Here is a 17,238-nt window from a genome sequence, read left to right as displayed (position 1 = left end):
TTATTCTTTTTTTATTCTGACGGGAATCCCATACACAACCTCGGTCACACAGTCCGCCATCTCTGCCAGACGTACATTAATGTTTCCCAGGATCCGCTGGTATTCCATCGTCTCCTCCTCATATCGGTATCCGTCCGAAAAAATTTCATTCGTCACCAGAACCAGATTCCGCGCCTGATTGGCCAGACGGGAAACGCCCGCAAGAATTTCCTCCTCCGTCCGCGCTTTTCCCGCCCCGGATGGATCAAATATTTCATTTGCCGTGAGATTCGACATACATTCGAGCAGCACATCGCTTCCCGGTTCCAGCTCCACTTCTTTTAAATTCGTATAACACTCAATCGTCGAAAACTTCTTTGCCGCGCGCATCTTCCGGTGGCGTGCAATACGCGCCTGCCCTTCCGCACCGAACGGCTGCATCGTTGCGATATAAACCCTCCGTGTTCCGCCAAAATCCAGAATACACTGCTCCGCATACGCCGATTTTCCGCTGCCGCTGCCGCCTGTAACCAGATGTATCATCGTTTCACCTGCCTTTTTTAAGTCAGCGGCACATACGTTTCGATCTGTGCCTCGTCAAATGTCGCCATGCCGCGGTATACGGCATTTGCCTGATCCAGAATCGGGAAAAGCATGATGGCGCCCGTTCCCTCGCCCAGACACATATCGCAGTGCAGGAAGGCTTCTTTTCCAAGCTCTGCAAGCAGCAGATGCGCCGCCGGCTCCTTCGATACGTGCGAAGCGATCATATAGTCCTTTGCGAACGGTGCAATCCGTGCAGCAAGAAGCGCTGCCACACAGGAAATAAAGCCGTCCATCACAACCGGAACGCCATGTGCAGCCCCTGCAAGAAAGACACCCGCCATGCCGGCAATGTCAAAACCGCCGACCTTTGCCAGCACATCGATGGGATCGGACGGATCCGGCTGATTGATGGCAATTGCTTTTTCAATCGCTGCAATTTTCCGCGCAAGACCTTCACTCGAAAGCCCGGCGCCCCGTCCCGTCAGTTCCGGAACCGGCTGATTCAGGAAAACGGCTGCCATTGCACTGCTCGTCGTCGTATTTCCAATGCCCATCTCACCGGTTGCCATCAGCTGATAGCCCGCCGCAATTTTTTCTTCCGCCACGGCGATTCCTGTTTCAAGCGCACGAACGGCCTCTTCCCTTGTCATCGCCGGACCTTTTGCCATATTTTTTGTTCCATACGCAACTTTATACCGCGGAACCTTCGTATCGCGCGCCATTCCGATATCAATCGGAAACAGATCCGCATGCGCACCGCGGCAGAGAATGGCTGCTGTCGCCTTCTCCTGCAGAAAATTTTCCGCAACTGTCGCTGTCACTTCCTGACCGCTCTGCGTCACGTTTTCTTCCACAACGCCATTGTCCGCACAGAACGTCAGAAGTGCTCTTTTTTCAATCGAAATCTTCTCTTTTCCGGTGATTCCGGCAATCTGGATGAGCACGTCCTCCAGCTTTCCGAGGCTGTGGAGCGGCTTTGCAATGCCGTCCCAGTGAGCCTTGGCACGATCCATCGCCTCTTTCGAAAGCGGATGGATCTGTCCGATTGTTTCCTGTAATGTCATCTTTTGTTCGCCCCTTCTTTCGATATGACGTCCGATCAGCTCTGTTTTTTCACCCAGTTCACAAAGAAAATATGGGAATCTTCCCGCGCTGTTCCGCTGGAAGTTGTCCATTTATAGGTGTATGTATATGTCACACATTTTTCTTTATCCATATTCAGATTTTCAAATGCTTTCGGAGTCATGAAATATAGATAATCAAAATCATCTCTCGTATCGCCAAAGCCCGGGATCACACGTTTTGTGCCGTTCTTCAGATATGCATCCATGATCGACCGGGATTCATCCACTGCACCGTAGGCTCCATTATTTTTCAGCTGATTGATGATCGAACTGCTCTGCTCCGCAATTCCCGTCAGATAGTTTGTCAGACTTCCGTTCCGCGCCGGTTCAAACTGCTGCTGTTTATAAATCGCTGTGCGGAGCGAAATATTCTGTGCCGCCATCCGGTTCCGGATGACCATCGCAACTGCCGTCATACCGGTTTTTCTCTGGACACCCGCCTCCGCACTGCAGATAGCCGCAAAGAAATCACGGTCACTCACAGACGGATCCGTGTAATACTGATGCTCCATCGTATAATATTTTCCGCTTACGCTGTCCTTTGCACGCACATACTGGCTCGAGCCGAGAATGCACACTCCGTTTTCGTCAAAGCTGTAGTACCAGTTGCTGCTGTTCTTTTTCAGCAGAGCGTAATACGATTTTACCATCTTTCCGTCGCTTCCAAAGTAATACCAGCCCGTCTGCGGATCACCGCTTACCATCCGTTTCTGTGCATTGAGCCACTGGTTCTTTGCCATGCCTCCCCAGTCTTTAAAGTAATAGGAAGCGCCGTTAATAGTCCGCTCTCCCGTCACCATCACGCCGTTGGCATCGGCATAGTAACTGTTGTTTAAATGCGTAAAGAAGGTATTGCGGTACATCGCACCATTTTCCCGGAAGTAATACCACTGGTTCTCTTTCGAAAGCCAGCCCGTCACCATCTTTCCATCCGCATCGGCATAATACGTTTCACCGCCAAGCTGGAAAAAGGTACTACGGTACATGCCGCCCCAGCCCCGGAAATAATAATACGTACCATTGATTTTCTGCCAGCCGGTTACCATCTTTCCATCTGCATTCACACGATATGTATTGTTGTCATATTCAAAAAAGCGGTCAAAATACTGCTCTCCGGTTTCATCAAAATAGTAATATGTACTGCCCTGCTGCAGCCAGCCGACGGTCAGTTTTCCATCTGCAGCCGCATGGCAGACACTCGTTCCGTTTTTGATGAATGCATTCTGATACATGCCGCCCCAGTCCTTGAAATAGTACCAGTCACCGTCGATCTGTTTTTTTCCGACAGCCATCTTTCCGTTCTCATCGGCATAGTAAAGTGCACTTCCTGTCGGTGCTTTGAAAAAGGTGCTGCGGTACATGCCGCCCCAGCTTCGGAAATAATACCAGGTTCCATCCTGCAGCAGCCAGCCGGTCGTCATCTTTCCATCCGTATCAACATGATAAATATTATTTTTATGCGTCAGAAAGGTATTTCGTGCCATGCCGCCCCAGCTTCGGAAGTAATACCAGATCCCGTCAATCTGTTCGAACCCGGATGCCATTTTTCCATCCGCATCAACATAATACGTATTCTTGTCATACTCAAAAAAATGATTCCGGTACATCGCGCCCTGATCATCAAAATAATAATACACATCATCGATCAGTTTCCATCCGGTCGCCATTTTTCCGTCCGCATCAGAATAATACGGTACATTTTTCACGGTGTAAAAGGCATCCCGGTAAACACCGCCCCAGCTTTGGAAATAATACCAGGATCCATCAAGTTTTTTCCAGCCGACCGCCATTTTTCCGTCATTATTCAGGTAGTAACGGTTCTTGTCGTACTCTCTCCAGGCTCCTTTGACAATGGTACCATCCGGATCCTTAAAATACCAGATCCCGTTCTCATTCACCCATGGGTAATAGCTTCCAGCCTGCACGGATACCGCCGTCTCTTCGGGCTTTCCGCTCTGTACTTCTGCCGCCGGAAGATCCGAGGCGGCATTTTCCGCTGTCGAATCCGGCGTCTCCGTTTCTGTCATCTCCGGCGTATTTTCGTCTGTGGTTTCCGCCTCCGATGTTTCTTCTGTTTCTTCCTTTGTAACAGCAGAAGCCTCATTTACCAGACTCTGCTCTGTGCCTGCTCCAAATACGTTCGCAGCACTGACAGCGGTTGTCACGCAAGCTGCCGCCAGTACTCCCCTGATTACTTTATTTTTCATTATTTATTCTTCTCTCCCTGCAAAAACAGGCAAAGCCTGCTGTGTGCTCTGCCTGTTTTTAAATTCTGTTCCTGCTTTATCTTATTTCAAAAACGCCCGAACAGTCTCCGGCATCTGATCTACATCACACTCTGTCGTATGAAGCACCGGTGCAGTACGGATTTCTTCGATCGCACGCGGAATCTCGGTATTGGCAAGTGCAGACAGCTTGTCTACCTGCTCCAGTACCGGAAGGGTGTCATACTCCGGTGCAATCGCTGCAAGAACGCTGCTTGTAAATTTATACGGGCTTGCGGTAGATGCGATGACGGTCTTGGTTTCGTCATAGGTTTCCTCGCGGTATTTTCCGTATACAGCCGCTGCAACCGCGGTATGGGTATCAATCACATATCCGGTATCGCTGTACAGTTTTGCAATCGCGTCTGCTGTCTCCTGTTCGGATGCATAATTGCCGTAGAAGTCTGCCAGCTCTTTTTTCATCGCATCGGTGATCTCATATTTTCCGTCCTTTGCAAGATCCTGCATCAGCTCGCGGTCTGCTGCTTCGCTGTTTCCGGCGATGCGGTAGATCAGACGCTCCAGATTGCTCGAGATCAGGATATCCATGGACGGTGATGTTGTCAGAATAAAGTCTCTGTTTCTGTCGTAAACGCCGGTGCGGAAGAAGTCAAACAGAACTTTGTTCTCATTGGAAGCGCAGATCAGTTTTGCGATCGGCAGTCCCATCTGTTTTGCATAGAATGCAGCGAGAATATTTCCGAAGTTTCCGGTCGGAACGGTTACATTGATCTTTTCTCCGTCTGCAATCTCTCCGTTTTTCACCAGGTTTGCGTAAGCATATACGTAGTAGACGACCTGCGGAACGAGTCTTCCGATGTTGATCGAGTTTGCAGAGCTGAACTGGAAGCCTTTATCTGCCAGCTCTTTTCCAAGCTCTTTGTCGTTAAACATTTTCTTCACGCCGGTCTGTGCGTCGTCGAAGTTTCCGTGGATGGCTACAACGTGGGTGTTCTTGCCCTTCTGTGTTACCATCTGTTTTTCCTGAATCGGGCTTACGCCGTTCTTCGGGTAAAATACAATAATTCTGGTACCCGGCACATCTGCAAAGCCTGCCATTGCTGCTTTTCCGGTATCTCCCGATGTAGCAGTTAAGATGACGATCTCATTTTTCACGCCGTTTTTCTTTGCGGCGGTCGTCATCAGATGCGGCAGAATGGAAAGTGCCATGTCCTTGAACGCGATCGTTGCGCCGTGGAACAGCTCCAGATAGTAAACACCGTCTGCTTTTGTCAGCGGTGCAATTTCCTCTGTGTCAAATTTCGCATCGTATGCGTTTGCAATACAGTTTTTCAGTTCATCTTCTGTAAAGTCGGTAAGAAAACGGCTCATTACCTCGTATGCTACTTCCTGATAGCTCATAGCCGCAAGTTTTTCCATGGGAACATCCAGTGCTGGAATGGAGGTCGGTACAAATAATCCGCCGTCGTCGGACAGACCCTTTAAGATTGCCCGGGATGCAGTTACGGTTTCTCCATTGCCTCTGGTACTTTTGTATAATACTTCCATGCTCTTTCTCTCCTTCACTTTGACTCCCGGCAGAGCCTCTCTGACTCCTGGCCGGATACGTTTCAGATTAGTTTTACCTGTACGCTTCCTTTTATTATAATGGATGAAGTATGAAAAAACAACAAAAATATACAAAAAATGACTGTGCACAAAAATGCACAGCCATTTTCCACCATTCTGCCAAAATATTTTTTGTCAGAATGTATGATTTAATTTTCGTCGGACTCCTCCGTTTTTGCTTCGCCGTCTTCTAAAGCCGGAGCTTCCCTTTCTGTCTCCTCGAGTGCGAGTGCCTCTTCCTCTTTTTCCGCATTCTCTGCGATTCTATCTTCCGCCCAGGTCACAAACGCTGCCGCGTCTCCGATTTCAAAGCGTTTCTTATCGAGAAAGGTGCTTCTGCCTCCGATGGTGATGCGGATAAAGTTGTCAAACTCCGTCACCTTTGTCAGCTCTTCGAGCGGAATATCAGTGCTTCTGCCCTCTTTTTCGTATGTCATTGTGAGCACCTGCTCAGTAAAACGAAGGGTACGTTCTCCAAGGAGTCCTCTCTTTTTGCATTTTTTCATCTGTGAACGTGCCATCAGATTCGGCAGAAACGTACACAGAAGTGCCATCAGAATGGAGATTCCAAGATTGAAGAAGTCTCCCGGCATGATAAATCCCCGCGCTGCTGCACCGTAGATCATAAAAGCGATCGCAGCCACAACAGCAATCCCTGTAATGATCCGCAGTACCAGACGTACTTTTTTTATCTCGGTGCCGTAAATCTCCACAAACATTCCTTTGGTGTATTCAATTTTGTTTTTAAACAGCATATGCTCTCTCTTTTCTTATCGGTTGTTGATTGCAGTTACCAGCGCGTCGATGGAAGCGCGGATGATATCCGGATCTACGCCTGCGCCCCAGGAAAGGATTCCGTCCGGCTTTTTGATGCCGACGTAGGCAATTGCCTGTGCACTTGAGCTCTGCTCCAGCGCGTGCTCCGTATAGCTGACCAGATCATACTGCAGATTGTACTGCTGTTTCAGCGCGTTGCTGACAGCATTCAGACGGCCGTTTCCTTCTGCATATACAGTTGCATACTCACCGCCCTCGTAATTGGAGGTAACCTGTGCTTCAATTCTGCCCTCATCGAGCTGTTTAAAGTGAACGCCGTTGATGTTGTACGGTGTCGTTACGTTCTCGAAGGTATCTTTAAAGAGTTCAAAGATCTCATCCGGACGCAGCTCTTTATGCAGATGATCGGAAACGGATTTTGCGGTATAGCTCATAGCCTCGCGCATCTTCGCCGGCAGATTCAGGCCGTATTTCGTCTCCAGAATATAGCCGACACCGCCCTTTCCAGACTGGCTGTTGATGCGGATGACGTCTGCATCGTAGTTTCTTCCGATATCGGTCGGATCGATCGGCAGATACGGAACGGTCCAGGTATCCGGTGCTTTCTCCTCGATCCAGTGCATGCCTTTTGCGATCGCATCCTGATGGGAACCGGAGAAGGCTGCAAATACGAGAGATCCGCAGTACGGGCTTCTCGGGTTGATGCTCATACCGGTGAAGGATTCAAATGCATGGCAGAGTTTCGGCATATCGGAGAAGTCAAGCTCCGGATCGACGCCCTGCATGTACATGTTCATGCCGACCGTGATAATATCCACGTTTCCGGTTCTCTCGCCGTTTCCGAACAGCGTTCCCTCGATACGGTCTGCTCCGGCAAGGATACCCATCTCTGCATCGGAAACGCCGCAGCCGCGGTCATTGTGCGGATGAAGGGAAAGAACGACATTATCGCGGTATTTCAGGTTTTTGCTCATGTATTCCACCTGGCTTGCATAAACGTGCGGCATGGAAAGCTCCACGGTGCTCGGCAGGTTGATGATGGCTTTGCGGTCTGCAGTCGGCTGCCATACGTCGAGAACGGCGTTGCACACCTCAAGCGCATATTCCGGCTCGGTTCCGGTAAAGCTCTCCGGGCTGTACTCGAAGCGGTATTTCTCGCCGGCCTCTTCTGTCAGCTCTTTTAAGAGCTTTGCTCCCTCAACGGCGATTTTCAGGATGTCTTCTTTCGATTTTTTGAAGACCTGCTGACGCTGTGCATAGGAAGTGGAATTGTAAACGTGAACGATGGCATTCTTGCAGCCCTTTAATGCCTCGAAGGTCTTGCGGATGATATGCTCTCTCGCCTGGGTCAGAACCTGAACGGTTACGTCATCCGGGATCAGATCCTGCTCGATCAGGGTGCGGAGAAACTCATATTCGGTCTCGGATGCTGCCGGGAAGCCAACCTCGATCTCTTTGAAACCAACTTCCACAAGAAGTTTGAAGAACTCTACCTTCTGTTCCAGGCTCATCGGAATGACAAGCGCCTGGTTTCCGTCACGCAAGTCAACGCTGCACCATACCGGTGCTTTCTCGATGCTGTCTTTTTTTGCCCAGTCCATGCACGGAACCGGCGGCATATAGTACTGTTTCTGATACTTCTTTACATTCATCATGATTTTCTCCTCTCAGAAAGTGAAATATAATTTATTCTGCCGACATAAATTCGGGATGAAAGCATAAAAAAATCTCTCATCTTCTGTGTCGGCTTCTGACACAAGAGACGAAAGACTTGCTATCTTACGCGGTACCACTCCTGTTTTACAGAGATTTTCTCTGTACACTCTGCGGATACGGATGAAACATCTGCATATCCTGCCCCTCTAACGGTGGGTTTCCGTCTGCACCTACTCTTTTTATTCTAAATTTGGGAGCAGCGGCTCTGAGGTCAGTTCCACGGAATTCGTCTGCTGTTTCGCATCACCCAACAGCTTTCTGGATTCGGAAGCTCCATGTAGTATTCCTCTTCTTTGCCTTTTTCCTAACTTGGCTCTTATGTTACCATTTTTCTCCATCTCTGTCAAGCGCAAAACGCAGGATTCCGTAAAAATACACCCGCCGGAAAGGAGGCTCCGGCGGGTGCTCTAACGCATGATTTCGTTGTTTTATTTGTTGTACTCTTCTAGGTATTTCTGGTAATCCTCTACCTGTTTTCCGTGGTAGTGTTTTTCTACATGGCATTTATGCACGAATTTGAATCATCGCAAAAAGGGAGCCGGAAACGCCCCGGCAGACGGTTTTTCTTCTCGTCCGCCGGGGCGTCCCTGGCTTTCTTTCTTTGTTCACTTTTTCCTGTTTTTTCTATTTCTTTCTATCCCTGGCGCTTGCACGAGGAACGGCGCACCACAACCTCCCCCGAAACGAGAATCCGCTCTTTCGGCGCTTCCGGGTGCTCCTCCCGCCATAAAAATTCATGCACCATACGGCGGCCAAGCCACTTCGTATCGACATGAACGGTTGAGAAGAACGGATACAGCATCCGGTCCTCATCATCATCAAATCCGGTCAGTGCCACATCCTCCGGCACGCGCACGCCGATTTTCCGGAAGGATTCTGTCAGTCTTTTGGCGATCATATCGTTGCCGCAGACAATCGCTTCCGGCAGTGTATCGTAGCTCGCCACAATCTTGTCAAAATTTTCCGGGTAATAAAAATGATCGCTCTCCATATCCGGACGAACAAGATCTGCCTCGATCGGAATGCCCGCCTGCTCCATCGCCGCAAGGAAACCGATATACCGGTCATGCATCGATTCATACGTACTGCTGTGTTCGCTCAGAAAGCCGATACGCGTCATGCCCTGTCCGATCAGATGGGACGTCAGAACACTCACCGGCTGCACACCGTCCACACGCACGATATCGCCCATCGGCCGCTGTTCGATACCGCAGTAATGGTCGAGCTGAAAAATGCGGTACCCCAGATTTACCAGTTTCTGCATATATTCCGGCGGCAGCATTTTAATGCAGAAGATCGCATCGATATTTTCATTCAGGCCGAGCGGCAGAATGCCGTTCGCCTCCTCCCGCTCCGTCACGACCGCAACGCGCGTCTGACAGTTATTGAGGCTCGCCTCCTCGGAGATGCCGCTCACGACACGGTCCCAATAAACAGCGGCATCCCGCGTACGCAGAACCATAATATTGTAATGCTTCTCCTGCGGTGCCCGAACTTCTTCCACATATACATTTTCGCCCAGATAGCCATTTCTTTTCGCCATCCGAAGAACTCTCTCCCGCGTCACCGGAGCAACTTTCGGATCACCTTTCAATGCCATGGCGACCGTATTCCGGGACAGTCCCAGCTCCTTTGCCATGCTCTGTATCGTTACTTTCCCCATAACTTCCTCCCTGTTTTTTCTGCGCAATTCATTTTTCTTCCGCACACGTCTTTGTCCGTAAGAAAAAAAGTGCCGTAAAACGACACTCTTACCGATCGGGGCAACAGGATTTGAACCTGCGACCTCACGGCCCCCAGCCGTGCGCGCTACCAAGCTACGCCATACCCCGTAATCATGTTTTCATTATACCAGCGAACTTCTGAAAAATCAATGTTATTTTTCCCTCTCCCGTTTCATTACATTCATTTCTTTATTTCGTGTCATATTCTCTTTTATTTTACTATATTGTCACTTTTTCTTTCTGAATATGTAATTTTTCGACGTTTTCCACGTATCATAAGTGAAAGGGGAAAATCGTATGCCATACAAACTTTCACCTCTGGCATGCCCGTCTGCAAAGACTATGTAAAAACTGAATAAAAGGAGACATCGTAATGGAAACTGAAATTTACTTTCTACTACACTCTTTAGGAATTGGTGCAAAATACCGCGGATTTCGCTATCTCGCCTATGGTATCGCTTTATGCATGGAAGACGAAGATTATCTCCTTCGGGTCAGCAAAACGCTGTACCCAAAGATCGCGCAAACGTTTCAGGTATCGTCCTCCTGCGTCGAACGAGACATCCGCACCGCTATTTCCGTCTGCTGGACCCGCGGAAACCGTGATCTGCTCTTTTCGCTTTCTGTGCATCCGGTTCTGACAAAACCGACCAATTCCGAATTTTTTGATATTTTAAGTTCTTATATCAAATACTACCGTGCTTTTCCTGCCTGTCGTCAGGAGGCATAAAAAAAACGAATACAGAAAAGATAACACTTCCGCGCCCTATCATATTGGGGGATATGCATGGCGCGGAAGTGTTTTTTCTATGATAAAACGATAGAACGAAAAAAGGAGACTGCCCGCAAAGGCAGCCTCCCGATATGGATCATTTGACAGCAAACCGATTAGTTGTTGATCAGTTTGTCCTCGTTGCTCCAGCTGTACAGTTTTCTGACTTCTTCTCCGACTTTCTCTGACGGATGCTCTGCAGCTTTTCTTCTCATTGCACGGAAGTGAGCCTGTCCGCCTGCTGGGGACATATCCAGAAGGAAGTCTTTTGCGAAAGTACCATCCTGGATATCGGAAAGGATCTTCTTCATGGTCTTCTTGGTTTCTTCTGTGATGATCTTCGGTCCGGTGATGTAATCGCCGTACTCGGCTGTGTTGGAGATGGAGTATCTCATTCCGGAGAATCCCGACTGATAGATCAGGTCTACGATCAGTTTCATCTCATGGATGCACTCGAAGTATGCGTTTCTTGGGTCGTATCCAGCCTCGCACAGAGTCTCAAATCCAGCCTGCATCAGGGCGCATACACCGCCGCAGAGAACTGCCTGCTCACCGAACAGGTCTGTTTCGGTCTCAGTTCTGAAGGTTGTCTCCAGAAGACCAGCTCTTGCTCCGCCGATTCCAAGGCCGTAAGCCAGTGCTCTGTCCAGAGCTTTTCCGGTGTAATCCTGCTCAACAGCAACCAGGCAAGGAGTTCCTTTGCCAGCCTGATACTCGCTTCTTACTGTGTGGCCAGGTGCTTTCGGAGCGATCATAGCTACATCTACGTTCTTCGGAGGTACGATCTGTCCGAAGTGGATAGCGAAACCATGAGCGAACATCAGCATGTTGCCCTCTTCCAGGTTTGGCTCGATATCTTTTTTGTACATTGCAGCCTGTTTCTCATCGTTGATCAGGATCATGATGATATCAGCCTGTTTTGCAGCCTCAGCAGCGGTGTATACTTTGAATCCCTGTGCCTCTGCTTTTGCCCAGGATTTGCTGCCTTCATAAAGTCCAATAATAACATCACAGCCGGAATCTTTCAGGTTCAGTGCATGAGCATGTCCCTGGCTTCCGTAGCCGATAATTGCGATTTTTTTGCCTTCCAGTAAAGAGAGATTACAATCTTCCTGATAAAAAAGTCTTGCTGCCATTTTATTTTCCTCCATAATATATAGAATGTCTTGACCGGCGGCAGGTCGGTCAATTTATACAGCGAAAAGCATTTCTGCCTTTTGCTGTTTGTCAGGGAAATGAACTTTTCTATACAAAAATTTCATTCCTCTAGCAAACGTATGTAATGTGATCTGCGTTAATCGAGGTAACGCACATCGTGGGCTCCTCTGGAGAGTCCTGTCACTCCTGTTCTGGCCAGTTCCAGGATTTCGTATCCCTGTACCAGATTCAGGAACCCTTCGAGCTTTGACTGGTTTCCGGTCAGCTCTACAATCAGGCTTTCCTGTCCCACATCCACGATTCTTCCACGGAAGACATCGGAGATGGCGATGACATTGCGGCGTTCATTTTCATTCACACGGATTTTGACCAGCATCAGCTCTCGTCTGACACTCTCGTCCGGCTTCAGCTCTTTGATATCCCGCACATCGACAAGTTTTGCCAGCTGTTTTTTGATCTGCTCCAGAATCATTTCATCACTGCAGTACAGAACAACAGTCATTCTTGTGTATCGCGGGTCTGCTGTCACACCGGCGGTGATCGTCTCGATATTGTATCCGCGTCGGCTGAAAAGACCAGCTACTCTGCTTAAAAGTCCCGGCGTATTATCCACCAGCAGGGATAATGTTCTTTTCTGTTCCATAAACACCAACTTTCCTCCATCCGCAGGCGCCGCGGATTTTCAGCAATTTCTTACAACTTCCAACGCCTTATCCAATATATTAGCAACTTATCCTCACTTTGTCAACAAAAATTTTACCAAATTATTCTTTTGAGCAAAAATCTTTTGCCTCCTGTGGTTCCCATTTGCATACCTTCCGGTCATACGTAAGGATGCCGTTCGACTCCTCCTCGACATCGGTAAGCTGTGTGTAGACTGCTGCGGCAAGTCCCTGTTCTGTGAGTTCTCTTATCTTTTCTGCCAGTGCATTCATCGCTTTCTGGTACTGTGTCTGGTTCTGGTACGTGCGGTAGCCGAACGATTTTTCGGAGTAGAGATGCTCCTGTACCGGATACGTATAGCCGCCGTATTCAGAAAAAGCAAACGCGCGCTCCTCCGGTTTTACTTTTAACGGACGAAAGTAATTGTGAAGGCTCTTGATGTCCCCCGCTCCCTGATCGTACCAGCCGCTCGCGTGGTCGATCTGCCGCGTCGGATCGAGAGCGCGCACCATTTCTGTCATCTCCCTGGCATCAAACTGTCCCCATCCCTCGTTGAACAGAACCCAGAGCGACACGCACGGTGCATTGTAAAGCTGATGAACCGTCTCGCGGCACTCCCGCTTCCACCACTCTCTTCCCGTTTTTGAGGTCCGCGAAAAGAGCGGATAACAGTTATCCCTGAATTCCGTTGTCACAAACGGCAGTACGGTCGGAAGGTACAAAAGGAACGTCTGAATCGACCGGCCGCCGCCGTTGATCATATCCTGCCACACCAGCATACCGATATGGTCGCAGTGGGAATACCATCTTGCGCACTCAACTTTCAGGTGTTTCCGGATCATATTGAAACCGAGGCGTTTGGCCGTCTTAATGTCATAAACCATCGCCTCATCGGACGGCGGCGTGTAGAAGCTTTCCGGCCAATAACCCTGGTCGAGGACACCGTTCTGGAAATACGGCTTTCCGTTTAAGAGAAGACGCGTGATTCCTTTCTCATCTTTTCCAATGCCGAATTTGCGCATGCCGAAATAACTCTCGATGCGGTCTTCTCCCGCTTCAATGGAAACCCCATAGAGATGCGGATGTTCCGGGCTCCAGCCTGCAAAATTACCGAGAATCAGCTCCGCCTCGTTTTCTCTCGTCTCCCGGACGCAGATCACCTTCGCATCCGGCGCTTCGCTCTCCCGCACCGTAATTTTTTTCGTCAGTCCCGCATCCGGTCCGTTGAGGAAAACCCGTACTTTTACGCTCGCCGTATCATATTCCGGCGTGATCACGATGCGTTCCAGATACGTCTCCGGCACCCATTCCATCCAGACGCTCTGCCAGATGCCGCTCTGCGCGGTGTAAAACATGCCGCCCGGGGTAAGGCTCTGCTTTCCGCGGCCCTTCCAGTCCGTGTCCGTCTCATCGCGCACCTTGACGGCAAGCTCGTTCTCTCCCGTTTTGAGATACGGCGTAAGATCCACTGAAAAAGAAAGATACCCGCCGAGATGGCCTCCGGCACGCTTTCCGTTGCAGTAAATTACCGCATCCTGATCCACGGCGCCGAACTGCAGCAGCAGCCGTTTTCCGGCAGGAATTTTGGGAAGCTGAATCGTGCGGAAGTACCACAGATATTCTTTTGGAAGCAGCTGCCGCTTCACGCCGGACGCATCGCACTCCGGGGAAAACGGAACGAGAATTTTTCCGTCCCGCTGTTTTGGCATTTTCTGCGTTTCCGTGAACGCATACTCCCACCATCCGTTCAGATTTGTCCAGTTTTCCCGGCGCATCTGCGGACGCGGATATTCCGGAAACGGGAGCTCTTCTTCCGGATTTTTCCCAAATTCCGTAGAAAGGCGGAATTTTTTTCCTTCCTTTTTTCCAATCTGTAATGCTTTGACCGCATTTTTGAAGTCCATTCTTTTCCCTCTTTTTCTGATTTTTATGATTGATAAAAGCGTGCCCGGACAAAATCCCGGACACGCTTTTGGTGTACTGAAAATCAAAGCGGATATTCGCAATCCGGTTAGATAAACGCCAGCGTTTTCATCAGATACAGCCAGAACGTCAGCGTAAAGGCACTGCCGCACGTTGTGAGCATAACGGTGTTTGCCGTCAGACTTCCCTCATGACCCATATTTTTCGCCATGATAAAACTGCTCACCGTCGTTGCGGAACCCAGCATCACAAGGATTGCCACCAATTTTTCCTGACGGAAGCCAAGTATCACGGCGATCGGCAGAAAGACAGCTGCAAGACCGACCAGCTTAATCGCAGCTGCAGCAATCGACGGCCGGATATTCTTTGCCGCGCTCTTTGCCTCAAACGACGCACCCATCGCAATCAGGCCGAGCGGCGTTGCAAGTACCGCAATATTCTGCACCGTTTTCTGCAGAATCACCGGCTTTGGAATGCGAAGCACCGACCAGAGAAGTCCTGCAACGATCCCGAGGATAATCGGGTTTGTCACGATATTTTTCGCCGTCTTTTTCACAAAATCTGCCGTGATCTCCTCCCGTTCCGGACCGAATACCGCAAGAACGACAACCGCCATGATATTATACAGCGGCACACTGCTGATGATCATCAGCGGCGCCATGCCGGAATTTCCGTAGATATTCTGGATAAAGGCAATACCAAGGATCGCCGCACTGCTCCGGTACGCCGCCTGGATAAATTCGCCTCTTGCACTTCTCTCTTTTAAGAGATGGGAAAGTCCCCATACCGCAAGAATTGAGAGCAGTGTTGCAAAGAAGCAGAACAGAACGAATTTGATATCCCACACAGCGGAGAAATCAGAATCCGACAGGTCCTGGAACAGCAGCACCGGGAGTGCGATTTTAAACACAAATTTGTTCATTTTGCTTGTGAACGATTCGTCCAGAATACCAACCTTTCGAAAGAAAAGTCCCAAAATCATTGTCAGGAAGATCGGCATCGTCGCGTTCAGGCTGAAGATCAGATTACTCATACCAGTGTTTTTCCTGCCAGTACATTTTTATAATCTTCGTAGTTCTCTTCGAGAAGCTTCGGCGTATTCAGACCGTAGGGACATTTCTTCATGCAGGCGCCGCAGTGGAGACAACCTTCGATTTTCTTCATCATCGCCTGGCCGCGCTCGGTGAGCTGGTTGGCGGACGGGGAACGGCGCAGAAGCAGGCTCATGCGCGCGCAGGTGTTAATCTCAATGCCTGCCGGACATGGCATACAGTAACCGCAGCCGCGGCAGAAGTTGCCGGAGAGCTCTTTCTGGTCTTTCTCGATCATCGTCTTGATTTCATCCGTCATGGCAGGCGGACAGGCAATGTAGCTTAAGAACTCGTCCAGCTCTTTTTCTCTCTGGACGCCCCAGATCGGAAGCACGTTGTCGTACTGGTCTTCAAAAGCATATGCAGCCGCGGAGTTTGTGATCAGCCCGCCCGAAAGCGCTTTCATTGCGATAAAGCCGATATTTTTCTCTTTGCATCCCTGTACCAGTGCTTTCTCACGGTCCGTTGCCAGATAGCAGAACGGGAACTGCAGCGTCTCGTAAAGACCGGACTCGATGATCTCCTCTGCCACGCTCATGCGGTGGTTCGTGATACCGATGTGGCGGATTTTTCCCTGTGCTTTTGCTTCCAGCATCGCCTCATACAGGCCGGTTCCATCTCCCGGCTTAGGACAGAAGGACGGATTGTGGAACTGATAGATATCGATGTAATCCGTCTTCAAAAGGGAAAGGCTTGTCTCCAGATCCTTCCAGAAGCCCTCCACATCCTTTGCCATCGTCTTCGTAGAGATAAAGACCTTCTCACGCATTCCCTCAAACGCTGCGCCTAATTTTTCCTCGCTGTCGCTGTAGGCACGCGCGGTATCAAAAAAGCGGATGCCTCCGTCATACGCTTTGCGCAGCAGATAAACAGCGTCTTCTTTCGTGACACGCTGTACCGGCAGCGCGCCGAAGCCGTTCTTGTTTACACAGATTCCTGTACTTCCCAGTGTTACCATGGACATACTTGTGTTCCTCCTTTTTCGCTTTCATTGTTTCAACTCATAGTCGGTATTTCACGGAGTCTGACATGTCGAAAATAGTTCGACTGTGACTTGCCTCATGTCAGTGGAGAATACCGATTTCTCTCCGCCCGCCACTGCCGTTATGTTTCTTTTAGCAATTCATCCCACCGCTTCAGAAACGGGGGACTTCTTGTCTACTGGTGTTAAAATCCGTTATTTCTATAGTATCACACTTTCTGTCAGACGGCAAACGCGATTTAAAGAGGCAGGCACAAAGGGAAATACTTTCCTTTTATGTCTGCCTCTGAATATCATTTTTTATTTTACTTCTTTATAAAAGTTTACGCAGTCCGACGGATCATAATAGATTTTATTATCCGCAAGCAGCGTGGAAACACCGTTCTGTACTTCGATGATGCTGACCGCACAGTTGTACGGCACGCCGCCGTGCCAGAAGTCGTTCTTGTCTTCATAGACATTGCGTAGCAGCGCACGCATGCAGCAGCCGTGGGTGGCGATCAGGATCGTCTTGTCCTGGAACTCCGGTTTCGCAGTCAGCTCATGATAGAACGCTTCTGCCCGGTCGCAGACCTCCTGGATCGTCTCTCCGTCTCCCGCCGGGCGGAAGTGGAACGGATCTCTGTAAAAATCGTCGAAGTGTTCAGACGGAATCTCAAAATTGTTTGCCCGGCATCCAAGCCCTTCCCAGGAGCCAAAGGAAAGCTCCATCAGGCGGTCGTCGGTCGTAAGCGGCACATTTCTGCCCGCAAGGACGAGCTCTGCCGTGTGCTTTGCGCGGCGCAGTGGACTGGAAATTCCAAGGTCAAACGGGATATTTTTCAGTCCTTCCGCCGTCACTTTCGCCAGACGGACACCGTTCTCATTCAGCTCGGTGTCCGTCTGGCCCTGCAGTCTGCCTTCTACGTTCCACGCGGTTTCACCGTGGCGCATGATATAAAGTTTCATAA

The 17,238-nt window shown here is 49.6% G+C and carries 14 protein-coding genes, 1 tRNA gene and 1 other annotated feature; of the genes, 1 reads left to right on the top strand and 14 read right to left on the bottom strand.

What is annotated here, in order from left to right; all coding sequences use genetic code 11:
- The 8 genes from DWX32_RS01450 to DWX32_RS01415 form a co-directional block, all read right to left on the bottom strand.
- Complete coding sequence (locus tag DWX32_RS01450) at nt 1–522, bottom strand: bifunctional adenosylcobinamide kinase/adenosylcobinamide-phosphate guanylyltransferase (protein ID WP_117509027.1); 522 nt, start codon at nt 520–522, stop codon at nt 1–3.
- Between the two features lie 17 nt (nt 523–539).
- Entirely contained in the window at nt 540–1,589 is a 1,050-nt protein-coding gene (cobT, locus tag DWX32_RS01445; protein WP_117804056.1) for a nicotinate-nucleotide--dimethylbenzimidazole phosphoribosyltransferase, read from the bottom strand.
- 35 nt (nt 1,590–1,624) lie between these two features.
- A complete protein-coding gene (locus DWX32_RS01440; protein WP_117804055.1) occupies nt 1,625–3,856 on the bottom strand; it encodes a cell wall hydrolase in 2,232 nt (743 codons plus the stop codon).
- Nucleotides 3,857–3,937: 81 nt separating this feature from the next.
- Entirely contained in the window at nt 3,938–5,422 is a 1,485-nt protein-coding gene (gene thrC / locus DWX32_RS01435) for a threonine synthase (RefSeq protein ID WP_055266623.1), read from the bottom strand.
- 209 nt (nt 5,423–5,631) lie between these two features.
- Nucleotides 5,632–6,237: a hypothetical protein gene (locus DWX32_RS01430; RefSeq protein WP_117804054.1), complete on the bottom strand. Its 606-nt coding sequence runs from the start codon at nt 6,235–6,237 to the stop codon at nt 5,632–5,634.
- Nucleotides 6,238–6,252: 15 nt separating this feature from the next.
- A complete protein-coding gene (locus tag DWX32_RS01425; RefSeq protein WP_199671261.1) occupies nt 6,253–7,914 on the bottom strand; it encodes a 2-isopropylmalate synthase in 1,662 nt (553 codons plus the stop codon).
- 100 nt (nt 7,915–8,014) lie between these two features.
- Nucleotides 8,015–8,278 (bottom strand) — a binding site (T-box leader).
- 331 nt (nt 8,279–8,609) lie between these two features.
- Nucleotides 8,610–9,638, bottom strand: a complete 1,029-nt coding sequence (locus tag DWX32_RS01420; protein WP_118659140.1) for a LacI family DNA-binding transcriptional regulator — start codon at nt 9,636–9,638, stop codon at nt 8,610–8,612.
- A 95-nt stretch (nt 9,639–9,733) separates the two neighbouring features.
- Nucleotides 9,734–9,807 (bottom strand) — tRNA-Pro (locus DWX32_RS01415).
- Nucleotides 9,808–10,072: 265 nt separating this feature from the next.
- On the opposite strand from DWX32_RS01415, the gene DWX32_RS01410 reads away from it, so the two are divergent.
- The gene (locus tag DWX32_RS01410; RefSeq protein WP_022462283.1) at nt 10,073–10,429 is read left to right on the top strand and encodes a sporulation initiation factor Spo0A C-terminal domain-containing protein; all 357 of its coding nucleotides are present in this window, start codon (nt 10,073–10,075) and stop codon (nt 10,427–10,429) included.
- Between the two features lie 158 nt (nt 10,430–10,587).
- Here the strand turns inward: DWX32_RS01410 and ilvC are convergent, their stop codons facing one another.
- From ilvC to DWX32_RS01380, 6 genes are all read right to left on the bottom strand, one after another.
- Nucleotides 10,588–11,607, bottom strand: coding sequence for a ketol-acid reductoisomerase (ilvC, locus tag DWX32_RS01405; protein WP_022462282.1), 1,020 nt, complete (start codon nt 11,605–11,607; stop codon nt 10,588–10,590).
- Nucleotides 11,608–11,765: 158 nt separating this feature from the next.
- Nucleotides 11,766–12,272: an acetolactate synthase small subunit gene (ilvN, locus tag DWX32_RS01400; protein ID WP_022462281.1), complete on the bottom strand. Its 507-nt coding sequence runs from the start codon at nt 12,270–12,272 to the stop codon at nt 11,766–11,768.
- Between the two features lie 121 nt (nt 12,273–12,393).
- Entirely contained in the window at nt 12,394–14,196 is a 1,803-nt protein-coding gene (locus tag DWX32_RS01395; protein WP_117804051.1) for a glycoside hydrolase family 2 protein, read from the bottom strand.
- Nucleotides 14,197–14,303: 107 nt separating this feature from the next.
- Nucleotides 14,304–15,248: an AEC family transporter gene (locus DWX32_RS01390; protein ID WP_117804050.1), complete on the bottom strand. Its 945-nt coding sequence runs from the start codon at nt 15,246–15,248 to the stop codon at nt 14,304–14,306.
- Nucleotides 15,245–16,270 (bottom strand): aldo/keto reductase, encoded by a 1,026-nt coding sequence (locus DWX32_RS01385; RefSeq protein WP_118659139.1) that lies wholly within the window; start codon nt 16,268–16,270, stop codon nt 15,245–15,247. Before DWX32_RS01385 ends, DWX32_RS01390 begins: the two co-directional genes overlap by 4 nt.
- A gap of 318 nt (nt 16,271–16,588) precedes the next feature.
- The gene (locus DWX32_RS01380; protein ID WP_117509036.1) at nt 16,589–17,236 is read right to left on the bottom strand and encodes a histidine phosphatase family protein; all 648 of its coding nucleotides are present in this window, start codon (nt 17,234–17,236) and stop codon (nt 16,589–16,591) included.
- Between the last annotated feature and the right edge of the window lie 2 nt (nt 17,237–17,238).

Origin of the sequence: Blautia sp. AF19-13LB (assembly GCF_003479105.1) — a bacterium.
Classification (GTDB): domain Bacteria; phylum Bacillota; class Clostridia; order Lachnospirales; family Lachnospiraceae; genus Fusicatenibacter; species Fusicatenibacter saccharivorans.
The sequence above is the reverse complement of the archived record's forward strand: the minus strand, read 5'-3'. Positions and strand labels throughout refer to the sequence as shown.

Bases quoted from the DNA above. Each gene is read 5' to 3' on its own strand.
- DWX32_RS01395 (WP_117804051.1), bottom strand. From the start codon at position 14,196: ATGGACTTCAAAAATGCGGTCAAAGCATTACAGATTGGAAAAAAGGAA.
- DWX32_RS01390 (WP_117804050.1), bottom strand. From the start codon at position 15,248: ATGAGTAATCTGATCTTCAGCCTGAACGCGACGATGCCGATCTTCCTG.
- DWX32_RS01425 (WP_199671261.1), bottom strand. From the start codon at position 7,914: ATGATGAATGTAAAGAAGTATCAGAAACAGTACTATATGCCGCCGGTT.
- cobT (WP_117804056.1), bottom strand. From the start codon at position 1,589: ATGACATTACAGGAAACAATCGGACAGATCCATCCGCTTTCGAAAGAG.
- DWX32_RS01380 (WP_117509036.1), bottom strand. From the start codon at position 17,236: ATGAAACTTTATATCATGCGCCACGGTGAAACCGCGTGGAACGTAGAA.
- DWX32_RS01420 (WP_118659140.1), bottom strand. From the start codon at position 9,638: ATGGGGAAAGTAACGATACAGAGCATGGCAAAGGAGCTGGGACTGTCC.
- DWX32_RS01385 (WP_118659139.1), bottom strand. From the start codon at position 16,270: ATGTCCATGGTAACACTGGGAAGTACAGGAATCTGTGTAAACAAGAAC.
- ilvN (WP_022462281.1), bottom strand. From the start codon at position 12,272: ATGGAACAGAAAAGAACATTATCCCTGCTGGTGGATAATACGCCGGGA.
- thrC (WP_055266623.1), bottom strand. From the start codon at position 5,422: ATGGAAGTATTATACAAAAGTACCAGAGGCAATGGAGAAACCGTAACT.
- DWX32_RS01440 (WP_117804055.1), bottom strand. From the start codon at position 3,856: ATGAAAAATAAAGTAATCAGGGGAGTACTGGCGGCAGCTTGCGTGACA.
- DWX32_RS01450 (WP_117509027.1), bottom strand. From the start codon at position 522: ATGATACATCTGGTTACAGGCGGCAGCGGCAGCGGAAAATCGGCGTAT.
- ilvC (WP_022462282.1), bottom strand. From the start codon at position 11,607: ATGGCAGCAAGACTTTTTTATCAGGAAGATTGTAATCTCTCTTTACTG.
- DWX32_RS01410 (WP_022462283.1), top strand. From the start codon at position 10,073: ATGGAAACTGAAATTTACTTTCTACTACACTCTTTAGGAATTGGTGCA.
- DWX32_RS01430 (WP_117804054.1), bottom strand. From the start codon at position 6,237: ATGCTGTTTAAAAACAAAATTGAATACACCAAAGGAATGTTTGTGGAG.